Origin of the sequence: Corynebacterium timonense (assembly GCF_900105305.1) — a bacterium.
Taxonomy (GTDB): Bacteria; Actinomycetota; Actinomycetes; order Mycobacteriales; family Mycobacteriaceae; genus Corynebacterium; species Corynebacterium timonense.
The window spans coordinates 142362-165260 of the sequence record NZ_LT629765.1; the positions used below are offsets into that span (position 1 = coordinate 142362).

At 63.2% G+C, this 22899-nt stretch carries 17 protein-coding genes, 5 tRNA genes and 3 rRNA genes; 16 read left to right on the forward strand and 9 right to left on the reverse strand.

Translation table 11 applies throughout. The annotated features are described in order from the left end of the window. Positions 1 to 26: 26 nt before the first annotated feature. Genes pstC through pstB form a run of 3 tightly spaced genes read left to right on the forward strand, consistent with a single transcriptional unit; the run spans position 27 to position 2893 of the window. Complete coding sequence (gene pstC, locus BLT81_RS00685; RefSeq protein ID WP_019195066.1) at positions 27 to 1106, forward strand: phosphate ABC transporter permease subunit PstC; 1080 nt, start codon at positions 27 to 29, stop codon at positions 1104 to 1106. Between the two features lie 16 nt (positions 1107 to 1122). Then, on the forward strand, positions 1123 to 2076 hold the full coding sequence (pstA, locus tag BLT81_RS00690) for a phosphate ABC transporter permease PstA (RefSeq protein WP_019195065.1): 954 nt from the start codon (positions 1123 to 1125) through the stop codon (positions 2074 to 2076). Positions 2077 to 2119: 43 nt separating this feature from the next. Continuing rightward, positions 2120 to 2893: a phosphate ABC transporter ATP-binding protein PstB gene (gene pstB, locus BLT81_RS00695; RefSeq protein ID WP_019195064.1), complete on the forward strand. Its 774-nt coding sequence runs from the start codon at positions 2120 to 2122 to the stop codon at positions 2891 to 2893. Positions 2894 to 2921: 28 nt separating this feature from the next. On the opposite strand, the gene BLT81_RS00700 is transcribed toward pstB, so the two are convergent. Next, positions 2922 to 3671 (reverse strand): phosphate signaling complex PhoU family protein, encoded by a 750-nt coding sequence (locus BLT81_RS00700; protein ID WP_040421889.1) that lies wholly within the window; start codon positions 3669 to 3671, stop codon positions 2922 to 2924. Between the two features lie 29 nt (positions 3672 to 3700). Beyond that, entirely contained in the window at positions 3701 to 4882 is a 1182-nt protein-coding gene (gene dusB / locus BLT81_RS00705; RefSeq protein ID WP_019195062.1) for a tRNA dihydrouridine synthase DusB, read from the reverse strand. A gap of 190 nt (positions 4883 to 5072) precedes the next feature. Between dusB and BLT81_RS00710 the strand changes: the two genes are divergently transcribed. After that, on the forward strand, positions 5073 to 6575 hold the full coding sequence (locus BLT81_RS00710; protein WP_019195061.1) for an acetyl-CoA hydrolase/transferase family protein: 1503 nt from the start codon (positions 5073 to 5075) through the stop codon (positions 6573 to 6575). A gap of 51 nt (positions 6576 to 6626) precedes the next feature. Here the strand turns inward: BLT81_RS00710 and BLT81_RS00715 are convergent, their stop codons facing one another. From BLT81_RS00715 to BLT81_RS00725, 3 genes are read right to left on the reverse strand one after another with little or no spacing between them, the layout of a single operon-like run. Then, positions 6627 to 7580, reverse strand: coding sequence for an ABC transporter substrate-binding protein (locus BLT81_RS00715; RefSeq protein WP_019195060.1), 954 nt, complete (start codon positions 7578 to 7580; stop codon positions 6627 to 6629). A 15-nt stretch (positions 7581 to 7595) separates the two neighbouring features. Then, positions 7596 to 8354: an ABC transporter ATP-binding protein gene (locus BLT81_RS00720; RefSeq protein ID WP_040421866.1), complete on the reverse strand. Its 759-nt coding sequence runs from the start codon at positions 8352 to 8354 to the stop codon at positions 7596 to 7598. After that, positions 8351 to 9400, reverse strand: coding sequence for a FecCD family ABC transporter permease (locus BLT81_RS00725; protein ID WP_040421864.1), 1050 nt, complete (start codon positions 9398 to 9400; stop codon positions 8351 to 8353). Before BLT81_RS00725 ends, BLT81_RS00720 begins: the two co-directional genes overlap by 4 nt. Positions 9401 to 9517: 117 nt before the next feature. Here BLT81_RS00725 and BLT81_RS00730 point away from each other — a divergent pair. Continuing rightward, positions 9518 to 9590 (forward strand) — tRNA-Lys (locus BLT81_RS00730). 49 nt (positions 9591 to 9639) lie between these two features. Here BLT81_RS00730 and BLT81_RS00735 read toward each other — a convergent pair. Continuing rightward, positions 9640 to 10221 (reverse strand): CG0192 family protein, encoded by a 582-nt coding sequence (locus tag BLT81_RS00735; RefSeq protein ID WP_019195057.1) that lies wholly within the window; start codon positions 10219 to 10221, stop codon positions 9640 to 9642. Beyond that, the gene (locus BLT81_RS00740; protein ID WP_019195056.1) at positions 10221 to 10526 is read right to left on the reverse strand and encodes a metal-sensitive transcriptional regulator; all 306 of its coding nucleotides are present in this window, start codon (positions 10524 to 10526) and stop codon (positions 10221 to 10223) included. Before BLT81_RS00740 ends, BLT81_RS00735 begins: the two co-directional genes overlap by 1 nt. Positions 10527 to 10682: 156 nt before the next feature. On the opposite strand from BLT81_RS00740, the gene BLT81_RS00745 reads away from it, so the two are divergent. The 5 genes from BLT81_RS00745 (at position 10683) to BLT81_RS00765 (ending at position 11650) form a co-directional block, all read left to right on the forward strand. Further along, positions 10683 to 10755 (forward strand) — tRNA-Glu (locus tag BLT81_RS00745). A 42-nt stretch (positions 10756 to 10797) separates the two neighbouring features. Then, positions 10798 to 10871 (forward strand) — tRNA-Asp (locus BLT81_RS00750). A gap of 194 nt (positions 10872 to 11065) precedes the next feature. Next, a tRNA-Asp gene (locus BLT81_RS00755) sits at positions 11066 to 11139 on the forward strand. Between the two features lie 25 nt (positions 11140 to 11164). Then, a tRNA-Phe gene (locus tag BLT81_RS00760) sits at positions 11165 to 11237 on the forward strand. 92 nt (positions 11238 to 11329) lie between these two features. Next, a complete protein-coding gene (locus BLT81_RS00765) occupies positions 11330 to 11650 on the forward strand; it encodes a GNAT family N-acetyltransferase (protein WP_019195055.1) in 321 nt (106 codons plus the stop codon). Here the strand turns inward: BLT81_RS00765 and epsC are convergent. Beyond that, positions 11647 to 12234: a serine O-acetyltransferase EpsC gene (gene epsC, locus BLT81_RS00770; protein WP_019195054.1), complete on the reverse strand. Its 588-nt coding sequence runs from the start codon at positions 12232 to 12234 to the stop codon at positions 11647 to 11649. The two genes, BLT81_RS00765 and epsC, sit on opposite strands and share 4 nt — an antisense overlap. Before the next feature lie 52 nt (positions 12235 to 12286). Next, positions 12287 to 13234, reverse strand: coding sequence for a cysteine synthase A (cysK, locus tag BLT81_RS00775; RefSeq protein WP_019195053.1), 948 nt, complete (start codon positions 13232 to 13234; stop codon positions 12287 to 12289). A 298-nt stretch (positions 13235 to 13532) separates the two neighbouring features. Between cysK and ramA the strand changes: the two genes are divergently transcribed. The 6 genes from ramA to BLT81_RS00805 all read left to right on the forward strand — a co-directional run bounded on the left by ramA (position 13533) and on the right by BLT81_RS00805 (position 22886). Further along, a complete protein-coding gene (gene ramA, locus BLT81_RS00780) occupies positions 13533 to 14372 on the forward strand; it encodes an acetate metabolism transcriptional regulator RamA (RefSeq protein ID WP_019195052.1) in 840 nt (279 codons plus the stop codon). Positions 14373 to 14398: 26 nt separating this feature from the next. Beyond that, the gene (gene murA / locus BLT81_RS00785; protein ID WP_019195051.1) at positions 14399 to 15649 is read left to right on the forward strand and encodes a UDP-N-acetylglucosamine 1-carboxyvinyltransferase; all 1251 of its coding nucleotides are present in this window, start codon (positions 14399 to 14401) and stop codon (positions 15647 to 15649) included. Between the two features lie 565 nt (positions 15650 to 16214). After that, positions 16215 to 17727 (forward strand): 16S ribosomal RNA (locus tag BLT81_RS00790). 336 nt (positions 17728 to 18063) lie between these two features. Then, positions 18064 to 21152: ribosomal RNA gene (locus BLT81_RS00795) — 23S ribosomal RNA — on the forward strand. Between the two features lie 153 nt (positions 21153 to 21305). After that, positions 21306 to 21423, forward strand: a 5S ribosomal RNA gene (rrf, locus tag BLT81_RS00800). The 16S, 23S and 5S rRNA genes sit together here, the layout of an rRNA operon. A 698-nt stretch (positions 21424 to 22121) precedes the next feature. Next, on the forward strand, positions 22122 to 22886 hold the full coding sequence (locus BLT81_RS00805) for an ABC transporter ATP-binding protein (RefSeq protein WP_019193464.1): 765 nt from the start codon (positions 22122 to 22124) through the stop codon (positions 22884 to 22886). The last annotated feature ends 13 nt before the right edge of the window (positions 22887 to 22899 follow it).

Here is a 22899-nt window from a genome sequence, read left to right on the forward strand (position 1 = left end):
GCAATTCACTATAAGGATTCGAGACTATGGCTGATAACGACCTGCCTTCTTCGAACGATGGCCTCCGCGCCGGGTCGGACGCGGCTGACAACGCCGTCTTCCCGAGCTCCACCGGCGCTCCGACTCTCTCCCCCGAGGCTCCGAAAGAGAACGTGAGCGCGTCCACACCCCAGGGCGTGAAGCGCCCCGGTGACCGCGTGTTCGAGTTTTTCTCCACCGCATCGTCGGTTCTCATCACCATCATCATCGCCGCTATCGGCCTCTTCCTGCTCATCCAGGCGGTGCCCCCGCTGCTGCGCAACGAGGGCGGCCTGATCGGCTTCTTCACCTACACCGGCCAGTGGCAGACCGCGAACCTTGACCAGATGCAGTTCGGTATCCCGAACCTATTCTTCTTCACGGTCATGATCTCGCTGATCGCACTCATTCTCGCGATGCCTGTCGCGCTCGGTATCGCGCTGTTCCTGTCCAACTACGCACCGAAGCAGCTCGTCCGCCCGCTGGGAACCCTGGTGGACATGCTCGCGGCGGTTCCGTCGATTGTGTACGGCCTGTGGGGTGCTCAGGTGCTTGGCCCGGCCCTCGGTGGCTTCTACGAGTGGGTGAACTCGTGGGGCGGCGACTTCTTCCTCTTCGCGCACTACCAGAACTCCCCCTCCTTCGCCACGGGCCGCAACATCCTGACCGGTGGCATCGTCTTGGCCGTTATGATTCTTCCCGTGATCGCGGCGACGGCGCGCGAGGTCTTCGTGCAGACGCCGCCCGGCCAGATCGAGGCCGCGCTCGCCCTCGGCGCAACCCGCTGGGAAGTTATCCGGCTCACCGTCATTCCCTTCGGCCTTTCCGGCTACATCGCGGGCTCCATGCTGGGCCTCGGCCGCGCTCTCGGTGAGACCATGGCCCTCTACATGGTCGTCTCCCCGGGCCTCGAGTTCCGAGCGTCGCTTTTCGACGGCGGATCGACCTTCGCAACCCACATCGCGAACGCCTCCGCGGAGTTCAACAACCCCACGAGCGCCGGCGCGTACATCGCCGCGGGCCTCGTGCTGTTCATCCTGACCTTTATCGTCAACTCGATCGCCCGCGCGATCGTCAACAAGAAGTAAGGGGAGACGCGACACAATGAGCACCGCACTTCCGAACAACTCCGGCTCTGGCGGCGCAACTGCCACCGAGACCGCCCCAGCCGCGGCGGGGGGCAGCCCGTTCACCGACATCTCCGGCGGACGTAAGACCACCAACACGGTGATGAGCGCCCTCATGTGGGCCTGCATGATCATCGCGCTGATCCCGCTTCTGTGGCTCCTGATCACCGTGGTCGGCCGCGGCTGGTCCGCGATTGTCGACCCCGCCTGGTGGACCCAGGACATGATCGGCGTCCGCGCGCGTTCCGAGGGCGGCGGCGCCCTCCACGCCATCGCCGGTACGCTGATGCAGACCCTGGTCGCCTCCCTCATCTCTATCCCGATCGGCGTCTTCACCGCCATCTACCTCGTGGAGTACGCGAACGGTAACCGCCTCGGCCGCGTGACCACCTTCATGGTGGACATCCTCTCCGGCGTCCCCTCCATCGTCGCGGCCCTGTTCATCTACGCCCTGTGGATCACCATCCTGGGCCAGCAGCGCTCGGGCTTCGCCGTGGCCCTGTCCCTGATCCTGCTCATGGTCCCCATCGTCGTGCGCAACACCGAGGAAATGCTGCGCGTGGTGCCCATGGATCTGCGCGAGGCTTCCTACGCCCTCGGCGTGCCTAAATGGAAAACGATCGTGCGCATCGTCTTGCCCACCGCCCTGTCCGGCATCGTCACCGGCATCATGCTCGCCGTGGCGCGCGTCATGGGTGAGTCTGCGCCGGTGCTGATCTTGGTCGGCTCCACCCCGGCCCTCAACTGGTTCGGCCTCTTCAGCGAGCCGCAGTCCTCGCTGCCGCTGTTCATGCTCGACATGTGGAAGGCAGGCTCGACCGAACCCACCCTCGAGAGGCTGTGGGGCGCTGCCCTCACCCTCGTGATCATCGTCGTCGCCCTGAACCTGCTGGCCCGACTCATCGCCGCACGCTTCTCGGTGAAGAAGTAACCGCCCGCAGCTACCCCACTACCCACTCCTGAGGAGAAACTCGATGTCCAAGCTCGAACTGAACGACGTCAACATTTACTACGGCGACTTCCACGCCGTGCAGAACGTCAACATGAAGATCCCGGCTCAGGCCGTCACCGCGTTCATCGGCCCGTCCGGCTGCGGCAAGTCCACCGTGCTGCGCACCATCAACCGCATGCACGAGGTCATCCCCAACGCCTCCGTCAAGGGCGAGATCCTGCTCGACGGCAACGACATCTACGGCCCGAAGGTCGACCCGGTGGGCGTGCGCAACACCATCGGCATGGTGTTCCAGAAGGCGAACCCCTTCCCCACGATGTCCATCGAGGACAACGTCGTCGCGGGCCTCGCCCTCGCCGGTGAGAAGAACAAGAAGAAGCTCAAGGAGGTCGCGGAGGAGTCGCTGCGCGGCGCCAACCTCTGGGAAGAGGTGAAGGATCGCCTGGATAAGCCCGGCGGCGGCCTCTCCGGTGGTCAGCAGCAGCGTCTCTGCATCGCCCGCGCCATTGCGGTGCGCCCCGAGGTGCTCCTCATGGATGAGCCCTGCTCGGCGCTCGACCCGATCTCTACCCTCGCGGTCGAGGACCTGATCCACGAGCTGAAGAACGATTACACCATCGTCATCGTGACCCACAACATGCAGCAGGCGGCCCGCGTCTCCGACAAGACCGCCTTCTTCTCCCTCGAGGCCACCGGTAAGCCGGGCCACCTGGTGGAGTTCAACGACACCACCACGATCTTCGAGAACCCGGAGAAGAAGGAGACCGAGGACTACATCGCCGGCCGCTTCGGCTAAACGGCCCCTCGGCTTTCTGCCCTGACGCTTACGCCCCCGGCTGCTCACCGCGGCGGGGGCGAAAACGTTCCTCAATAGCGGCGATCTTCTCTTCCATTTCGAAGCCGTCGCGCGCGCGCTGCTGCTCAAGGTAGGCGTCGGGCTTGAGCCCCGTGATGAGGAAGACGGTGCGCGCCGCAACGTTGACGCAGTGGTCCGAATAGCGCTCGTAGTAGCGGCAGATGAGAGCGAGGTCGACGGCCTCGCGCACTGAGTGCGGCCATTCCTGCTGGGTCAGCGCGTGCAGGATGTAGTTTTCCATCACGTCGACGTCGTCGTCATCGTCGCGCAAGCCCAAGGCGACACCAGTGTCCGGGTCCTCGAGCAGCGCGTGTGTCTTGCTTCCCAGGTCTTCCGCGAGGCGGGCGAGCTCGGCGACGCACGGCTCCATCGTGTCGGGCACAACGGGGGAGGGGTGGCGCAGCCGGGCTGTGGTGGCGATGTGGGCGGCCAGCACGCCCATCCGTTGGAAGTCCTCCACGATGTATATGGAGGACAGCACTTGCCGCAGGTCGGAGGCGACCGGGTTTTCCAAGGCGAGCAGCTGCATGCTGCGCTCCTCGCAGCGCTGGGCCATCTCGGTGAGGGCGTCGGCGCTCGACAACGCCTCCTCGGCGTTCTCGAGCGATTGGTTGAGCAGGGCGGCCGAGGCGTTCGACATCACGTGCCGGACGGTGTCGCACATATCCAGCAGGTCGTTGGCGAAAGCCTCTAGGTGCTCCCGGTAGACGGTGCGCAGCGGCGCGTTCTGCGGCTCTTCCCCCATAGCTATCCTCCGTTGTTCTCCATCTCGGCCCCGACCGGTACCGTGTCGTCTTCGGGGTCGTCGAGCCAGCCCTCTGGGAGCGCGACCTTGGAGGCGGAGCCCTGCCGGCCGCGGGCGTCGTCGGCGTGTTCGGCGCGGACGGTGGAATCGGCGATGGTGTCCAGCAGTGCGCGCAGCTCGGCCAGGGATTCCACCCGCGCGAGGTCGCGGCGGAACTCGCCGCCGACGGGAAAGCCGCGCAGGTACCATCCCGTGTGTTTGCGGATGTCCCGGCACGCGTGCTCTTCGCCGTCGTGAAGCGAAAGAAGCTCTGCGTGCCGGTAGATGATGGCGGAGACCTCCCCGAGCGTGGGCTCGGGCGGGACGTCTTCGCCGCGCAGCTGCGCACCGATCTGCGCGAAAATCCAGGGCCGGCCGAGGCACCCGCGGCCGATCTCCACGCCGTGGCAGCCGGTCTCGCGCAGCATGGCCTCGGCGTCGTCGGCGGAGAAGATGTCGCCGTTGCCGATGACGGGAAGGCCGGTGCCCTCCATGTGCTCGACAAGCCGGGTGATCTCGGACCAGTCGGCGGAGCCGGAGTAGCGCTGGCTCGCGGTGCGCGCGTGCAGCGCGACGGCGGCGGCGCCCTCCTCGGCCGCGATGCGGCCTGCGTCGAGGTGGGTGTGGTGCTGCGCGTCGATGCCGATGCGGAACTTCACGGTGACGGGTATGCCGCTGCCCTCGGCAGCCTTGACGGCGGCTCCGACGATGTTGCCGTAGAGGCGGCGCTTGAAGGGGATGGCCGCGCCGCCGCCGCGGCGCGTCACCTTGGGCACGGGGCAGCCGAAGTTCATGTCGATGTGGTCGGCGATGTCTTCCTCAACGATCATGCGCACGGCGTCGTAGGTGAACTGTGGGTCGACCGTATAGAGCTGCATGGACCGGGGGCGCTCGCTCGGGGCGAAGGCCGTCATGTGCAGCGTTTTCGGGTTGCGAGCGACGAGGGCGCGGGCGGTGATCATTTCGCAGACGTACAGCCCGGAGGTGGTGCCGGTGAGCTGCTGCTCAATCTCGCGGCACAGCACGCGAAACGGCATGTTGGTCACGCCCGCCATGGGGGCGAGGAGTACCGGGGAGCTCAGGTCGTAGCCCCCGATGCGCAGCGGCGCGGCAGGGTGTGCGGAGGGAGCTAGGGTTTTCGTCATAATGAGTCCATTGTTCCTGCTGCGCGCCTTACAGTCCAATTCCTCGGGGCGCGGTCGACGGGTGTGTCCGATGGTGGGGCGTGGGTGCGGCGCAACGCCCGCGCCACAGTGGGGCGGGGTCGACGCGCGAGAATGAAACGTCTGTCACAATAGAGTGAAAGTGTTACCCACTACCGTAAGGAGGACATCCATGAGTGACCGTATTGCTCACGCGCAGCTGCGTGACAAGGTCATGACCGCCGAGGAAGCCGTCCAGTTTGTCAACCACGGCGACAAGGTCGGTATCTCCGGCTTCACCGGCGCCGGCTACCCGAAGGCCATGCCGGGCGTGATCGCTGAGAAGGCCAAGGCCGAGCACGAGAAGGGCCGCGACTTCAGCATCGACCTGTTCACCGGCGCGTCTACCGCCCCGGAGTGCGACGGCGTCCTCGCCGAGGCAAACGCCCTGCGCTACCGAATGCCCTACCAGTCCGACCCGACGATGCGCGGCAAGATCAACGCGGGCGAACTGAAGTTCCAAGACATCCACCTTTCTCACTCCGGCATGATGGTGGAGCAGGGCTTCTTCGGCGACCTCGACCTCGCGATCGTGGAGGCGGTGCGCATCACCGAAGAGGGCAACATCGTCCCGACGTCCTCGGTGGGTAACTCCGTTGAGTTCCTCAACGCGGCGAAGAAGATCATCATCGAGGTCAACGAGTGGCAGTCGCCCGAGCTCGAGGGCATGCACGACATCTGGCTCGTCCCGCCGCTGCCGAACCGCATCCCGGTCCCGATCACCAGCTGCGGCGATCGCATCGGCACGACCTACATCGAGATCGACCCGGAGAAGGTCGTCGCTGTGGTGAAGACCGATGACGCCGACCGCAACGCCGCCTTTAAGGCGCCGGACGCCATCTCCGAGCAGATCGCAGGCCACTTCCTCGACTTCCTCGAGTACGAGGTCAAGGCGGGGCGCCTCACCTACGACGGGTACATCATGCAGTCTGGCGTGGGTAACGTGCCGAACGCCGTGATGGCTGGCCTCATGGACTCCAAGTTCGAGAACATCCAGGCCTACACCGAGGTCATCCAGGACGGCATGGTCGACCTGATCGACGCCGGCAAGATGACCGTCGCCTCCGCCACCTCCTTCTCCCTGTCGCCCGAGTACGCGGAGAAGATGAACAACGAGGCCTCGCGCTACCGCGAGTCCATCGTCCTGCGCCCGCAGTCGATCTCGAACCACCCCGAGGTCATCCGCCGGATGGGCACGATCGCCTCCAACGGGATGATTGAGGCTGACATCTACGGCAACGCCAACTCCACGCACATCAACGGCTCCCGCCTGATGAACGCTCTCGGCGGCTCCGGCGACTTCACCCGCAACGCCTACATCTCCTCCTTCATCTCCCCGTCGGTGGCGAAGGACGGCGCGATTTCCGCGATCGTGCCGATGGTCTCGCACGTCGACCACACCGAGCACGACGCGATGGTGTTCATCACCGAGTACGGCGTCGCTGACCTGCGCGGCCTCGCGGCGCGCGACCGTGTGGAGAAGATGATCTCCATCGCCCACCCGAGCTACCGCCCGCTGCTGCAGGAGTACGTTGAGCTCGCGTCGAAGTCGCAGTTCCAGGCCACCCCGCACGACCTGAAGCACGCGTTCGACTTCCACAACCGCATCCTCGAGACTGGGACGATGCAGAAGTAACACCCCGCTGAGCGACTCCCCCTACGAACGCCCCCGCGCTACGCGGGGGCGTTAGCGTCGGTGGTAGATGGCGTCGACGACAGCGGCGAGCCCGTCGCCCACGTCCGCAGCCCCGGCGACGGTGACGAGATCGCTGGGCAAGAAGTGGACACGCCCAGTGGCGACGGCAGGAACGTGGCTCAGCGCCGGGTTCGACAGGATTTCTGCGAAGTCCTGCGTGCCGCGTCCTTGGAAGTCCTCGATGACAATGACGTCGGGGTTAAGTGCGGCGATGAGCTCGGGGTCTGCGGGGGCGGGACCGCGCCCTCCGGAGGTACCAGTTAGTGCTTCGGCCCCGGCTTCGGCGACGAGGCCGTGCAGGAGCGCCGACGGGGGGACCACCATACGCTGCTCGCCGCGGGCCATGAGGGGTAAAACGCGCGGCGCTTGCCCTTCCGGGATCTGCTCGTGCACGCGTGCGCGGGTCTCCTCGATGTCGCTGCGTAGCTGCGCGGCTCGTTCTTCCTCCCCGAGGAGGGACCCGAGCTCGTCGATGTTGGCCAGGATGGCATCGATGCTGGACCAGGTGTCCCCGCCGTCGAACTGGACAACGGGGATAGCGCTCTGCTCGATCAGCGCGGCGGCGTCCTGCTCCTGCCCGTGACGCGAGGTGAGCAGCACGAGGTCGGGTTCTGCGCTGAGGATCTGCTCCGGGTCGACGTTGTGGTCGCCGCGGAGCACCTGCGGCCCCTCTGGGGTCCGCTCGCCGATGTCGGCGATGAGGGCGATGTTCTCCGGCTCTGCGATCGCGGCGACGAGGGAAGCGACGTCGCTGGAGAGAGCCGCGATGCGCTGGGGCTTGTGCGTGGGTACGTCGCTGCTGGCAGTCGCCGTGCCCGACTCGGTCGCGGTAGCTGGGGGCTGCGGTGCATGCTGGGGCTCGCCCTGCGAGGAGCAGGCGGTGAGGCTGACTACGAGCGCGGCGCAGCAGACAAGGACTGCTGTGGGGGTGGAGTGCACGTTCATGGTGGGTCCTTTCTGTTAGGTCACAACAGTGACGACGGGGGAGTGCGTGAAGGGGTCCGTGTGGATGCGCACGGGCACGTCGTAGGCCTGCGCGATGAGTTCCTCGGTGATCGTCTCCTCGACGCTCCCGGCCGCGAGCACCTGTCCCCGCGCGAGCAGGGTGACGGTATCGCTCATTCGCGCGGCCAGCCCCAGATCGTGGACGACGGCGACGACGGCGCGGCCTTCACTGCGCGCCGAGCGCAGGAGCTTTTCGACGTCCGCCTGATGTTTCAGGTCGAGGGCGCTAGTGGGCTCGTCGAGAAGCATGTAGGGCGCGTTCTGCGCGAGGGCCCGGGCAATATGAACGCGCTGGCGTTCGCCGCCGGATAACGAGCTGACTGTTCGCCCAGCTAGGTGGCCAGTCGCAGTAAGCGTGAGGGCGTGGGCGATTCTGAGTCGGTCGTCGTCGGTGGCGGTGTCGAAGCGACCGATGTGCGGGTGGCGGCCGGTTTCAACGAGCTGCTCCACGCGCATGTCGGCGCCGACTGTTGTGTCCTGGGCGACGAGGGAGATGGCGCGGGCACGCTCGCGCGAGCTCAGCGCGGCAAGGGGGGAGCCGTCGAGGAGCACATCGCCGACGGTGGGGCGGGCGATGCCCGCGAGGTAGGCGAGCAGCGTGGACTTGCCCGCCCCGTTGGGGCCGATGATGGTGGTAATCTCGCCTCGGCGCGCCGCAAAGTTCACGTCGTGGAGGATGCCGTCACGGCATAACCCGACCGTTTGAAGTGTCACAGCGCGCCCCTCCCGTTGGGGCCGATGGTGCGTAACAGCAACCACAGGAACAGTGGCGAGCCGATGAAGGCGACGACGGAGCCCGTCTGCAAGACGACCGGGTCGAAGATCGTGCGGGCGAGCGTATCCGCGGCGACGACGAAGGTGGCCCCGGCCACGGCTGCGAGCGGCAGAAGCGCTCGGTGATCGGTGCCGACTGTTAGGCGCACGAGGTGGGGAACGACAAGCCCGACAAAGCCGATGATCCCGGACACCGCCACCGCGCACGCGGCGAGCAACGCGGCCAGCGAGAGTACGGCGGGGCGCATGACGGCTGTGTTGACGCCGAGGCTGCGGGCCGTCGAGTCGCCTAACGTGAGTATGTTGAGGTCGCGCCCCACCGCGATGACGGCGATCGTGCCGAAAAGGATCGGGGCCGCCGCGATGCCCACGTGGGCCCACGTGCGGGCGACGAGGTCGCCGTTGAGCCAAAACGCGATGCCGCGAATGTCGCTGTCTTGGGGCGCGTTAGCAACCGCCGCGGAGGTGACGGCGCCGAGGAACGCACTGGCGGCAATGCCCACGAGCACCAGTGTGACCGGCCCGCCGCCGCGCCACTGGGCGATGGATTGGACGACAGCCACGGTGCCCAGCGCCCCGATGAAGGCTGCCGCGGGAAGCACCCAGGCGCCGACGGCAGTGAGCCCGAACACGATGGCGAGCACGGCCGCGGTCGCCGCACCGGCAGAAACACCGATGATTCCCGGGTCTGCCAACGGATTGCGGAACACCGCCTGCATGACGGCTCCGGAGACTGCGAGCGCCGCGCCGACAAGAGCGCCGACGATGATACGGGGGAGGCGGATGTTGTACACCACGGACGCGGCGGGAGAGGAGTGGTCGTCCAGGGTGGCGTCGCGAAGCGCGGCGAATGCCTCCCCCGGATTCAGCGTGACAGGCCCGATCGCTATGGCAAGGAGCGCTACGGCGGTGAAGCCCGTGCCCGCGACAAGAAAAGCGAGCGCCAATCGGGGTCGTTTAGGTGCAGCTTCCACGGGCTTCACCATAGTAGGGAAAAGCCCGTCATGAAAATAGTTATCAATAAGGGGGCCGGTTTTTCTCAGCTGCGTCAAGGGCGCTAGACTACTCGGCAGGCTGGCGCGAACCAGCGCCCGTCTGAGGTAGGGCCTTTAGCTCAGTTGGTAGAGCTACGGACTTTTAATCCGCAGGTCCCGGGTTCGAGCCCCGGAGGGCCCACGACGAAGCCGCCCCGCAGGGGCGGCTTTTCGCGTTGGCAGGGGCGCTCCTAGTCCCAGACCTCGAGGCGGATGAGCGTGGCGTCGGCGTCGGTGACGAGGGCGAGCTCGTCGGCGGCGGCCGCTTGATCCTGGATGAAGCGCTGGATGCGGAGCTGGAATTGGCGCTGCTCGCCGTCGAAAAGCGCGGTGCCGATCGAGGTCCACCCGTTGCAGTCCTGGATCTCAACCTCGGTCACCTCCATCTCGGGGGAGTGACCGTTGCCGCGGACGGCGAAGATCGGCTCGCCGTTGTCGAAGTCCGCGCCGGGCGCGCCGCGCATGATCGTGGTGATAATCTCGCGCACGGCCACGGGGTCGTCGGTGAGGTACGCCACGGAGCGCTCGCCAAGCTCGGAGTGCTGCATGCGCAGCAGCTCGCTGTCGAGGGCCCGGTCGGCCGGGCGGTACGTCAGCGCAAGCTGGGCGAGGTTGCCGTCGGCGTCTTTGCCAACGAGGACCTCGATGCCGACGACGTCGTCGGGGTCGACAACCCGGTAGGTACCGGAAAGCTCGACGATCCGCGAGTGCTCGGCGGCTACTTCTTCCTTGGTGGGGTTGAGTTCGGCGTCATAGATCTCCGCGGTTGCCATTAGCTTTTCACCATCCGTTTGATCGCTTGCATTGCTTCCTTGATTCTAGCCTCGACGGCGTCGTGGCCGCCGTCTTCAATCGCGCCCGCGACGCAGTGCGAGAGGTGCTCGTCGAGGAGGGCCAGGCCCACGTTTTCGAGGGCGGAGGTGATGGCGGAGATCTGGGTGAGGATGTCGACGCAGTACTTGTTATCTTCGATCATGCGCTCCACGCCGCGAACCTGTCCCTCGATCCGCTTGAGGCGGGCGATGTAGCGGGCCTTGTCGGCCGAGTAGCCGTAGTTGTCTCCGGTGGCGGTATCCATGGCAGAAACCTTACTCGCGCGACGCAGCTGCGCGGCGGTGGACGTTGCCGCAGGTAAACGTAAGGAAAATCCCGGTAGCCAGCAGGTTTGGCGTGGGAAAAGGCGCTGGTTTATGATAATCGGGCTGCACGGGCCAGTCCGGCCCGGATGCGGTGGGCCCCCATCGTCTAGTGGCCTAGGACTCCGCCCTTTCACGGCGGCAACACGGGTTCGAATCCCGTTGGGGGTACTCGGGCCCGGGTGTGAGCGGGGTCCGGAGACAAAAGGATACGGCCCTGTGGCGCAGTTGGTTAGCGCGCCGCCCTGTCACGGCGGAGGTCGCGGGTTCAAGTCCCGTCAGGGTCGCAGCAGGCGGTCGGTGCTCTTCGGGGCGCCGGCCGCTTTTTTCTGTCATGCGGCGCTGGCCCTCGCCGCGGAAACGCGCGTTCACCTCGCGATTTGTAGTGTATCCGGGCCTCTGTGTAGAGTATCAACTCGTGCACGCGACAGTGTGACGCTGTGAAAAGCGGACGCTAGAGCGGGCAGAAACAACAGAATACGGCCCTGTGGCGCAGTTGGTTAGCGCGCCGCCCTGTCACGGCGGAGGTCGCGGGTTCAAGTCCCGTCAGGGTCGCAGAACAGCTCCGCGGAGCGGTTCCGGCCAGATAGCTCAGTCGGTAGAGCACACGCCTGAAAAGTGTGGGGTCGCCAGTTCGATCCTGGCTCTGGCCACACCACGCGCCCCTTCCTGCTCACGCAGGAGGGGGCATTTTTCGTTGCGCGTGGCTAGGCTGGCCACACAACGTGCACTGAAAGGAGCCATGATGCCTGAGAACACAACGCCCGAGAACACAACGCCCGAGCTGCGGGTGAACGAGCGCGAGGGGCAGTACGAGATCTACGTCGGCGACACACTCGCCGGTTACGCCACCTACGTCGACCGCGGCGCCGCACGCGTGCTCCCGCACACGGTGGTCTTCGACGCCTTCCAAGGCCAAGGCTTGTCGAAGGCGCTCATTGCATTCGCGCTTGACGACGTCGCAGCGGCCGGCCGCACCGTCGTCCCGCAGTGCTCCGCGGTCGCGCACTTCATTGAGAAGAACCCGGAGTACGCCGACCTCGTGGATACGGGTGGCGCGTCCTAAATGATGTAGCTGCCGGGGTCGAAGTACTTGTCCGGGTCGACGAGGTGCTTGGTCTCCTCCTCGCGGCGCTCGCGCACTTTGGCGGGGATGCCCACGGCGATGGAGTTCGGCGGGACCGATTTGGTCACCACGGCATTGGCGCCGATGGCGGAGTTCGCCCCGATGGTGATGGGGCCGAGCACCTTGGCACCGGCACCGATGGTGACGTTGTCGCCGATGGTGGGGTGGCGCTTCGTCTGGGTGAGCACCTGGCCGCCCAGGGTGACACCGTGGTAGAGCATGACGCCGTCACCGATCTCTGCGGTCTCACCGATGACGATGCCCATGCCGTGGTCAATAAAGAAGCGGCGCCCGATGGTGGCGCCGGGGTGGATCTCCACGCCGGTGAGGAAGCGCGCGAACTGAGCGAGGATGCGCGCCGGCCCCCGAACACCGCGCGTCCACAGTGCGTGGCTCACGCGGTGGATCCAAATGGCGTGGAGCCCGGAGTAGACAATGGCGTTTTCGATATCGCCTCGGGCGGCCGGGTCGTGAGCTCGCGCATTGCGCAGGTCTTCCCGGATCATGTTCACGGCCTTCCACATGTGTGCCGAGTGTAACACTGCCCGGGGCGTCGCCACGCGCGCCTGCGTCGAACTAGTCGCGGATGTCCTCGTAGAGGATGGTCGAAATGTAGCGCTCGCCGAAGTCGGGGATGATGACCACGATGGTCTTGCCTTCGTTCTCCGGGCGGGCGGCCACGTCGAGGGCAGCCTTCAGGTTGGCGCCGGTGGAAATACCGCCGAGGATGCCCTCCGTGCGGGCGAGCTCGCGGGAGACGGACACCGCGTCCTCGTGGGGCACGGCGATGACCTCGTCGACGAGGTCGCGGTCGAGGGTGCCCGGGATGAAGTTCGCGCCGAGGCCCTGGATCTTGTGCGGACCGGCCTCGCCCTTCGTCAACAGGGGCGAGGCGGCGGGCTCGACGGCGACGAGCTTGACGTCCGGCTTCTGCTCCTTGAGGTACTTGCCGGCGCCCGAAATGGTGCCGCCGGTGCCGACGCCCGCGACGAGGATGTCCACGTCGCCGTCGGTGTCGTTCCAGATTTCAGGGCCGGTCGTGGCGTAGTGGATCTTCGGGTTGGCCTCGTTGTCGAACTGGCGGGCCAGGATGGCGTTATCGGTGGAGCTGACGATCTCGTTGGCCTTCTCCACGGCGCCCTTCATGCCCGCGGAGCCTGGGGTGAGCACGATCTCGGCGCCCAGGGCGCGCAGGACCACGCGGCGCTCGGTGGACATGGTCTCCGGCATGGTCAATACGACGCGGTAACCCTTGGCGGCGCCGACGAGGGCGAGCGCGATGCCAGTGTTGCCGGAGGTGGCCTCCACGATGGTGCCGCCGGGTGTGAGCTCGCCGGAGGCTTCGGCGGCCTCGACGATGGCCTTGCCGATGCGGTCCTTAACGGAATTGGCGGGGTTGTAAAACTCCAGCTTCGCGAGGACGCGGGCCTTGACGTCGCCGGTGACGTCGTGAAGCTCGACGAGCGGCGTGTTGCCGATGAGTTCGAGGACGTTGTTCGCGATCTTGGGCTGAGACTGAGGCATGATGACTTCCTTTTGTGCTCGGGTTCAGTTACTACGCGCGAGTGTACACCGAAAGCCTAGACAGACACGTCCCCGCAAAATAGACTATACGGTCTATCGCGGTGTGGCAGCTGCTACCCCCGCTTCGGGCAAAGAGATTCAGGACACAATGCATGCGGGCTGGGCGGGTGCAATTTGGCTACCCCCGAAAGGCGGTTATGATGTTGCTCATTGTGGTCACAAATGTGTGAAGCACCGACCGCACGCGAACGCTGAACCGAACGCTGAAAGCTGCAGATTAGCCTCCGAAGGATCGATGATGGACGCCCAGAGAATCAGGGATGACGACGACGCCATCCGAGCAGCGCTCACCGCGCTGAAGACCGCCACGGCAATCCCGGTAGCGATGTACGGCACCCTGCTCAACGACAACCGCCTGCAGATCACCCAGTGGATCGGCCTTCGCACCCCCGCGCTGCAGAACCTCCTCATCGAACCCGGGGCCGGCGTCGGCGGTCGCGTCGTTGCCACCCGCCGCGCCGTCGGCGTCTCCGACTACGCGCGCGCGAGCGTCATTTCCCACGAGTACGACCGCCAGATCCAGGACGAGGGCCTGCACTCCGTCGTCGCGGTGCCCGTCATCGTGCAGCGCGAGATCCGCGGTGTCCTCTACGTCGGCGTCCACTCGCCGGTGCGCCTCGGCGACAAGGTCATCGAGGAAGTCACCATGACAGCGCGCACCCTCGAGCAGGACCTCGCCATCAACGCCGCTTTGCGACGTTCCGAGGGCGCCACCGGCAGCCCGAAACCCGGCCGGATCATGAACGGCGCCGAGTGGGAACAGGTCCGCTCCACCCACTCCAAGCTGCGCATGCTGGCCAACCGCGTCCAGGACGACACGCTGCGCAAAGAGCTCGAGCAACTGTGCGATCAGATGGTCTCTCCCGTGCGCGTGAAGCAGTCGACGAAGTTGTCCGCGCGCGAACTTGACGTGCTGTCCTGCGTCGCGCTTGGCCACACGAACGTCGAGGCGGCCGAGGAAATGGGCATCGGCGCGGAGACGGTGAAGTCCTATCTGCGCAGCGTGATGCGCAAGCTCGGGGCCCACACCCGCTACGAGGCCGTCAACGCAGCCCGGCGCATCGGGGCACTGCCCTAAGCCCCGGTTTCTGTAGGGTGGACCGCGTGAAAGAACGATTTCTAGTTCAGGGCGGCACCCGCCTCGAGGGTTCCGTCCGTGTCGATGGGGCCAAAAATAGCGTGCTCAAGCTCATGGCGGCCACCCTCCTCACGGAGGGGACGACCACGCTGCACAACTGCCCGCAGATTCTCGACGTCCCCCTCATGCGCGACGTCCTCGTCGGCCTCGGCTGCGAGGTGGAGATCGACGGATCAGTCGTGCGCATCACCACCCCCGCCGACGTCTCCCCGCACGCCGACTTCGACGCGGTGCGCCAGTTCCGCGCGTCGGTCGCCGTCCTCGGCCCACTCGCCGCGCGCTGTGGCGAGGCCTACGTCGCCCTTCCTGGCGGCGATGCCATCGGCTCCCGTCCGCTGGACATGCACCAGTCCGGGCTGGAAAAGCTGGGTGCGACGACCCACATCGAGCACGGTGCCGTCGTAGCCAAAGCCGGGAAGCTGACTGGCGCGGCGATCAAGCTTGATTTCCCGTCCGTCGGCGCGACGGAGAACATCGTCACGGCTGCCGTGCTCGCGGAGGGGCGGACCGTGCTGGACAACGCCGCCCGCGAACCGGAGATCGTGGACCTGTGCGACATGCTCAACGCGATGGGAGCACGGATCGCCGGTGCCGGCACCTCGATCATCACCGTCGATGGCGTAGACGCGCTGCGCCCCACCGAACACACCGTGGTTGGCGACCGTATCGTCGCCGGAACCTGGGCCTACGCGGCAGCAATGACACGCGGCGACATCACGGTCACCGGCATCGCGCCGCGCCACCTGCACCTCGCGCTGGAAAAGCTCAAAATCTCCGGAGCCACGGTGGAAAGCTACGACAGCGGGTTCCGCGTGCGCATGCAGAACCGGCCCCGGGCGGTGGACTACCAAACGCTGCCCTTCCCGGGCTTTCCCACGGACCTGCAGCCGATGGCGATCGGCATCTCCGCCATCGCTGACGGGGCGTCGGTGATCACAGAGAACGTCTTCGAGGCCCGTTTCCGCTTTGTTGACGAGATGCTCCGGCTCGGCGCCGACGCCACCGTCGACGGGCACCATGTCGTGCTGCGCGGCGTTGACAAGCTTTCCTCGACCGACGTGTGGGCCTCCGACATCCGTGCCGGCGCCGGCCTCGTGCTCGCGGGACTTGTCGCCGACGACGTGACGACGGTCCACGACGTCGCCCACATCGACCGCGGCTACCCGAACTTCGTGGAAAACCTGACGGCGTTGGGTGCGGATATTCGGCGCGTATAACGCCCCATAACGACACGCATTTTGGCGGGTTGTGCTGGGGGTTTGTGTTTGGTTGTGGGTGTGTGTAGTTTTATGTGAGTCAGCGAGACCGACAGCGCCCCGCCGCAGTGAGTGTGGTGAGTTGGCGGTGAGGAAAACGTGTGCTGGCTAGCCGCTTTGATTGCCTGGTGTTGTGCTGGGTGGTTGGGGTGTGCGTGTGTTGTGTGAGAACTCGATAGTGTGCCAATGCATTTTTTGTTTGTGGGTTGGTTGTGTGCTGCGTGTGCTGGCTGCTGCTGTTGTTTGTGATGGTGGTGGTTGGTGTGTGCCGGTGGGTGGTGTCTGAACCTTTGATGGGATGCTGCTTGTTGGTGTTTGTGGTGCGTGATTGATTCGCGGATTGTGGATGCTGTTTTTTGGTTGCCCCCCTTTTTTTGCCCTCGTCGGGTGGGGGGGTGGCTGTTTTGTAATTTGAGGATTGGCCAGTTCACCGTGTCGTGCTGCATGTTTTTGTGTGGTGTGGTGTGGTGGTTGGTTTGTTTTTGGTTGGGTTTGGGCTTTTCACGGCCTGTTTCTGCTGAAACTTTTTGTGGAGAGTTTGATCCTGGCTCAGGATGAACGCTGGCGGCGTGCTTAACACATGCAAGTCGAACGGAAAGGCTCCTGCTTGCAGGAGTACTCGAGTGGCGAACGGGTGAGTAACACGTGGGTGATCTGCCCTGTACTTCGGGATAAGCTTGGGAAACTGGGTCTAATACTGGATAGGACCATCGTTTAGTGTCGGTGGTGGAAAGCTTTTGCGGTATGGGATGAGCTCGCGGCCTATCAGCTTGTTGGTGGGGTAATGGCCTACCAAGGCGTCGACGGGTAGCCGGCCTGAGAGGGTGTACGGCCACATTGGGACTGAGATACGGCCCAGACTCCTACGGGAGGCAGCAGTGGGGAATATTGCACAATGGGCGCAAGCCTGATGCAGCGACGCCGCGTGGGGGATGAAGGCCTTCGGGTTGTAAACTCCTTTCGCCAGGGACGAAGCTTTTGTGACGGTACCTGGATAAGAAGCACCGGCTAACTACGTGCCAGCAGCCGCGGTAATACGTAGGGTGCGAGCGTTGTCCGGAATTACTGGGCGTAAAGAGCTCGTAGGTGGTTTGTCGCGTCGTTTGTGTAAGTCCATGGCTTAACTGTGGGACTGCAGGCGATACGGGCATAACTTGAGTGCTGTAGGGGAGACTGGAATTCCTGGTGTAGCGGTGAAATGCGCAGATATCAGGAGGAACACCGATGGCGAAGGCAGGTCTCTGGGCAGTAACTGACGCTGAGGAGCGAAAGCATGGGTAGCGAACAGGATTAGATACCCTGGTAGTCCATGCCGTAAACGGTGGGCGCTAGGTGTGAGTCCCTTCCACGGGGTTCGTGCCGTAGCTAACGCATTAAGCGCCCCGCCTGGGGAGTACGGCCGCAAGGCTAAAACTCAAAGGAATTGACGGGGGCCCGCACAAGCGGCGGAGCATGTGGATTAATTCGATGCAACGCGAAGAACCTTACCTGGGCTTGACATGCATCAGATCGCTGCAGAGATGTAGTTTCCCTTGTGGCTGGTGTACAGGTGGTGCATGGTTGTCGTCAGCTCGTATCGTGAGATGTTGGGTTAAGTCCCGCAACGAGCGCAACCCTTGTCTTATGTTGCCAGCATTTGGTTGGGGACTCATGAGAGACTGCCGGGGTTAACTCGGAGGAAGGTGGGGATGACGTCAAATCATCATGCCCCTTATGTCCAGGGCTTCACACATGCTACAATGGTCGGTACAGCGCGTGTGCGATACTGTGAGGTGGAGCTAATCGCTGAAAGCCGGTCGTAGTTCGGATTGGGGTCTGCAACTCGACCCCATGAAGTCGGAGTCGCTAGTAATCGCAGATCAGCAACGCTGCGGTGAATACGTTCCCGGGCCTTGTACACACCGCCCGTCACGTCATGAAAGTTGGTAACACCCGAAGCCGGTGGCCTTAAGTGGGAGCCGTCGAAGGTGGGATCGGCGATTGGGACGAAGTCGTAACAAGGTAGCCGTACCGGAAGGTGCGGCTGGATCACCTCCTTTCTAAGGAGCTTTTGTTTTGTGTGCCTGCGGTTGCAGGTGTGGTGGTTGAGTGCCCGTGTGTGGTGCTGCCACTGTGTTGTTTAAAATCCGGGTGGATGCATGCCGGCATGACGTGTGGTTGTTGTGCTTTGTGCGTGTGGTATGTGGCCTTTTTCCTGCGAGCAAATGTTGTGTTGGTGCGCTGTTGGGTGTCTGGGATGGCACATGTGTGTTGTTCTGTGGCTTGCATGCTTGCTGCTGCTGCTTTGTTGTGGTGGTGGTTGGGTGTGTGGGTGTGGTGTGTGAGAACTGTATAGTGGACGCGAGCATCTTTATTCTTGTGTGTTTTTTGTGTTGTGTTTTTTGGTCAAGGGCGTACGGTGGATGCCTTGGCATGCTGAGCCGATGAAGGACGTGTGAGGCTGCGTTAAGCCTCGGGGAGTTGCCAACTAAGCGTTGATCCGAGGATGTCCGAATGGGGAAACCTGGCACCGGTTGTGTGGTGTTACCTGCAGGTGAATTCATAGTCTGTGTGGGGGTTGACGCGGGGAAGTGAAACATCTCAGTACCCGTAGGAGAAGAAAACAAGTGTGATTCCGTGAGTAGTGGCGAGCGAAAGTGGATGAGGCTAAACCATGTGTGTGTGATACTTGGCAGAGGTTGCGCATGTGGGGTTGTGGGGATGCATTGTTCAGGCACTGTCATGTCTGTGCGTTTGTGTGTGTGTTAGCGGAAGTTGCCTGGGATGGTGCGCCGTAGTGGGTGAGAGCCCCTGTACGTGAAGGCATATGCATGAATGTTGGTGTGTTTCCCGAGTAGCAGCGGGCTCGTGGAATCTGTTGTGAATCTGCCGGGACCACCCGGTAAGCCTAAATACTCAGTGTGACCGATAGTGGATAGTACCGTGAGGGAATGGTGAAAAGTACCCCGGGAGGGGAGTGAAATAGTTCCTGAAACCGTGCGCTTACAATCCGTCAGAGCACCTTCGTGTGTGTGATGGCGTGCCTTTTGAAGAATGAGCCTGCGAGTTAGCGGCATGTCGCGAGGTTAACCCGTTGGTGGGGTAGTCGTAGCGAAAGCGAATCCTAATTGGGTGTTGTTAGTGGCATGTCCTAGACCCGAAGCGGGGTGATCTACCCATGGCCAGTGTGAAGCAGCTGTAAGAGGTTGTGGAGGCGCGAACCCACTTAGGTTGAAAACTGAGGGGATGAGTTGTGGGTAGGGGTGAAAGGCCAATCAAACTCCGTGATAGCTGGTTCTCCCCGAAATGCATTTAGGTGCAGCGTCATGTTAGCTTGCCGGAGGTAGAGCTACTGGTTGGTTGAGCGGGACTATCATCTTAGCAATGTCAGCCAAACTCCGAATGCCGGTGAAGTGGTGCATGGCAGTGAGACTGTGGGGGATAAGCTTCATAGTCGAGAGGGAAACAGCCCAGATCGCCGGTTAAGGCCCCTAAGGGTGTACTAAGTGGAAAAGGATGTGGGATCGCGAAGACAGCCAGGAGGTTGGCTTAGAAGCAGCCATCCTTGAAAGAGTGCGTAATAGCTCACTGGTCGAGTGGTTCCGCGCCGACAATTTAGTGGGGCTCAAGTACACCGCCGAAGCCGCGGCAAGCACACTGAGTGTGTGTTTGGGTAGGGGAGCGTCGTGCATGGGGTGAAGCAGTACCGTAAGGGGTTGTGGACTGTGTGCGAGTGAGAATGCAGGCATGAGTAACGAGTGGTAAGTGAGAATCTTATCCGCCGGATGACTAAGGGTTCCTGGGTCAAGTTCGTCTTCCCAGGGTGAGTCGGGTCCTAAGGCGAGGCCGACAGGCGTAGTCGATGGTTAACGGGTTGATATTCCCGTACCCGTGTACATGCGCCCAGGTGCGAGGCGGTGATACTAACCGCCCTTTATGCCGCTACTGTTGTGGTCTTTGGGCCACTGGTGGTGGTGTGTGGGGTGGGGCCTGATCCGTAGTAGTGCAGTGATGGGGTGACGCAGGAAGGTAGCCACGCCGTTTAATGGATTGCGGTGTAAGCGTGTGGCACGGGTTGGTGTGAAATGCATCGGCCCTTGTGTGTGAGGCGTGATGCGTAGCCCTTTTGTGGGTGATGGTGGTGATCCTATGCTGTCGAGAAAAGCCTCTAGCGAGTGTGTACACGGCCCGTACCCGAAACCGACACAGGTAGTCAGGTAGAGAATACTAAGGCGGTCGGGTGAACTGTGGTTAAGGAACTCGGCAAATTGCCCCCGTAACTTCGGGAGAAGGGGGACCTTACATGGTGCGCCACCCTTTTGCGGTGGTTGTTGCTGTGTGGGGTCGCAGAGAATAGAGGGGAGCGACTGTTTATCAAAAACACAGGTCCGTGCGAAGACTTTTACGTTGATGTATACGGACTGACGCCTGCCCGGTGCTGGAAGGTTAAGAGGACCTGTTAGACCCTTTGGGTCGAAGCGGAGAATTTAAGCCCCAGTAAACGGCGGTGGTAACTATAACCATCCTAAGGTAGCGAAATTCCTTGTCGGGTAAGTTCCGACCTGCACGAATGGCGTAACGACTCCCCTGCTGTCTCAACCACAGGCCCGGTGAAATTGCAGTACGAGTAAAGATGCTCGTTTCGCGCGGCAGGACGAAAAGACCCCGGGACCTTCACTATAGCTTGGTATTGGTGTTCGGTGCGGTTTGTGTAGGATAGGTGGGAGACGTTGATGCGGCCACGCTAGTGGTTGTGGAGTCGTTGTTGAAATACCACTCTGACCGTAGTGGATACCTTAACCTTGGCCCATGATCTGGGTTGGGGACAGTGCCTGGTGGGTAGTTTAACTGGGGCGGTTGCCTCCCAAAGAGTAACGGAGGCGCCCAAAGGTTCCCTCAGCCTGGTTGGCAATCAGGTGGCGAGTGTAAGTGCACAAGGGAGCTTGACTGTGAGACTTACTAGTCGAGCAGGGACGAAAGTCGGGACTAGTGATCCGGCACCTACTTGTGGATGTGGTGTCGCTCAACGGATAAAAGGTACCCCGGGGATAACAGGCTGATCTTCCCCAAGAGTCCATATCGACGGGATGGTTTGGCACCTCGATGTCGGCTCGTCGCATCCTGGGGCTGGAGTAGGTCCCAAGGGTTGGGCTGTTCGCCCATTAAAGCGGCACGCGAGCTGGGTTCAGAACGTCGTGAGACAGTTCGGTCTCTATCCGCCGCGCGCGTTGAAACTTGAAGAAGGCTGTCCCTAGTACGAGAGGACCGGGACGGACGTACCTCTGGTGTGCCAGTTGTTCCGCCAGGAGCATCGCTGGTTGGCTACGTACGGGAGGGATAACCGCTGAAAGCATCTAAGCGGGAAGCCTGTTTTAAGATGAGGTTTCATTCGAGGTTCCCTACAGACGATAGGGTTGATAGGCCGGATCTGGAAGCGTAGCAATACGTGAAGGTGACCGGTACTAATACACCAACAAAAAACAAAACAAACCAACAAGAAACACCGTAAAGACCGTGTGTTCGCGTCCACTATGCAGTATCTGACACACCACACCACCCCCCGCTTTATTCATGGTGTGTGAGCCAGTACCAGAATTGAATACAGTACACAGTTTGTGCTGCCTGTCCCGATGAATGTGTCGGTGGTTGATGGCGGCGGGGAAACGCCCGGTCCCATTCCGAACCCGGAAGCTAAGCCCGCCCGCGCTGATGGTACTGCCCCCGGGAGGGGGTGGGAGAGTAAGTTACCGCCGACCCAACAACTCAACAACAACAACAACATAAAACCCCTAAAGGGGGTGACCAGCCCCACCACCACACCCACCCCAAGCGGGCAGGGAACAAGGTGGAACGGCTGGCCACCCCCCCTTGTTTTTTGTGTGTGCCCCCGGACACTACTGTCCGGGCGCGCCCGTGTGTGCGGGTGATCACCCGCGAAAACTCCGCAACGCGGACTCGACCGCCCGGCCGCGACCCCACACACCGCGGACTTTTTCGGGGCGTGAGCGAAGCAACCACAACAAACCACGGGCCACGTTTCAACGCTGGGCCAGCCGGCCGAAAACTCCGCACTGCGGACCACTGTCCCCTAGAAAACTATGCACTGCATACCGCAATCCTCCGACCCCGGGGACACCGCACCAACCGCTTGTCGAAAACTCCGCACTGCGGACTTTCCAGCCGCAGCCCGCCTACGCAACGCGCAACCACAAGCTTGAAACCCCACACACCGCAGACGTCACGGCCCACACCGACTCCGCACTGCGGACTTTTTACACCAACGCCGATTACTCTCGCCTTATCGCGCCACGCACGGGGTGACACCGCAAGACCGCTTACGGGCGCGGGACGCCTCGGTAGCGGTCGGCGGGCTCGTCGTGGCGTGCGGGGTATCCTCGTCACGAAGACTCAACGAAGACTTCACGAGGACACACCGGCAGCGGGAAGGAAGAGTATGGGGCGGCACTCTCGTGGGGAGGCGCCGGTTGGGCGTCGAGAAGCGGCGGCGCGGGCCGTCGACCTTGTGAAGACCTACGGGGAGGGGGAGACCGAGGTCGTGGCGCTGGACGCGCTGAGCGTCGAGTTCGCGGCCGGGGAGTTTACTGCCATCATGGGGCCGTCGGGATCGGGCAAGTCAACGCTGATGCATACGATGGCGGGGCTTGACTCGTTTACCTCGGGGTCTGCTTACATCGGCGGCACGGATTTGGCGGGCTTGGGGGACAAAGAGCTGACCTCGCTGCGCCGGGACCGTCTGGGGTTTATTTTTCAGTCGTTTAATCTCGTGCCCACCCTGACCGCGGCGGAAAACATCACGCTGCCCACGGACATCGCCGGCCGGAAGGTCGACCAGGAGTGGTTCGACGAGGTGACGAATCGGCTGGGGTTGGCCCAGCGCTTGAGACACCGGCCGAGCGAGCTGTCGGGCGGGCAGCAGCAGCGCGTCGCGTGCGCGCGGGCGCTGGTGAGCCGTCCCGAGATTATTTTCGGCGACGAGCCGACCGGCAACCTCGACTCCAACGCGAGCAGGGAGGTGCTGGAGATCCTGCGGCACGCGGTGGACGGGGACGGGCAAACCGTGGTCATAGTCACGCACGACGCGCGGGCGGCGTCGTACGCGGACAGGGTGGTGTTTTTGCGGGACGGTCGTATCGTCGACGAGCTGCGTGAGCCGGGCATCGACGCCATCCTGCAGGTGATGTCGGGGATCGAGGGGTAGCGGCGTGTCCACA

Coding starts and splice junctions, on each gene's coding strand:
- pstC (WP_019195066.1), top strand. CDS start 27: ATGGCTGATAACGACCTGCCTTCTTCGAACGATGGCCTCCGCGCCGGG.
- BLT81_RS00715 (WP_019195060.1), bottom strand. CDS start 7,580: ATGAACGTGCACTCCACCCCCACAGCAGTCCTTGTCTGCTGCGCCGCG.
- BLT81_RS00735 (WP_019195057.1), bottom strand. CDS start 10,221: ATGGCAACCGCGGAGATCTATGACGCCGAACTCAACCCCACCAAGGAA.
- dusB (WP_019195062.1), bottom strand. CDS start 4,882: ATGACGAAAACCCTAGCTCCCTCCGCACACCCTGCCGCGCCGCTGCGC.
- epsC (WP_019195054.1), bottom strand. CDS start 12,234: ATGTGGAAGGCCGTGAACATGATCCGGGAAGACCTGCGCAATGCGCGA.
- BLT81_RS00725 (WP_040421864.1), bottom strand. CDS start 9,400: ATGGTGAAGCCCGTGGAAGCTGCACCTAAACGACCCCGATTGGCGCTC.
- ramA (WP_019195052.1), top strand. CDS start 13,533: ATGGACGCCCAGAGAATCAGGGATGACGACGACGCCATCCGAGCAGCG.
- BLT81_RS00805 (WP_019193464.1), top strand. CDS start 22,122: ATGGGGCGGCACTCTCGTGGGGAGGCGCCGGTTGGGCGTCGAGAAGCG.
- cysK (WP_019195053.1), bottom strand. CDS start 13,234: ATGCCTCAGTCTCAGCCCAAGATCGCGAACAACGTCCTCGAACTCATC.
- BLT81_RS00710 (WP_019195061.1), top strand. CDS start 5,073: ATGAGTGACCGTATTGCTCACGCGCAGCTGCGTGACAAGGTCATGACC.
- BLT81_RS00740 (WP_019195056.1), bottom strand. CDS start 10,526: ATGGATACCGCCACCGGAGACAACTACGGCTACTCGGCCGACAAGGCC.
- pstA (WP_019195065.1), top strand. CDS start 1,123: ATGAGCACCGCACTTCCGAACAACTCCGGCTCTGGCGGCGCAACTGCC.
- pstB (WP_019195064.1), top strand. CDS start 2,120: ATGTCCAAGCTCGAACTGAACGACGTCAACATTTACTACGGCGACTTC.
- BLT81_RS00765 (WP_019195055.1), top strand. CDS start 11,330: ATGCCTGAGAACACAACGCCCGAGAACACAACGCCCGAGCTGCGGGTG.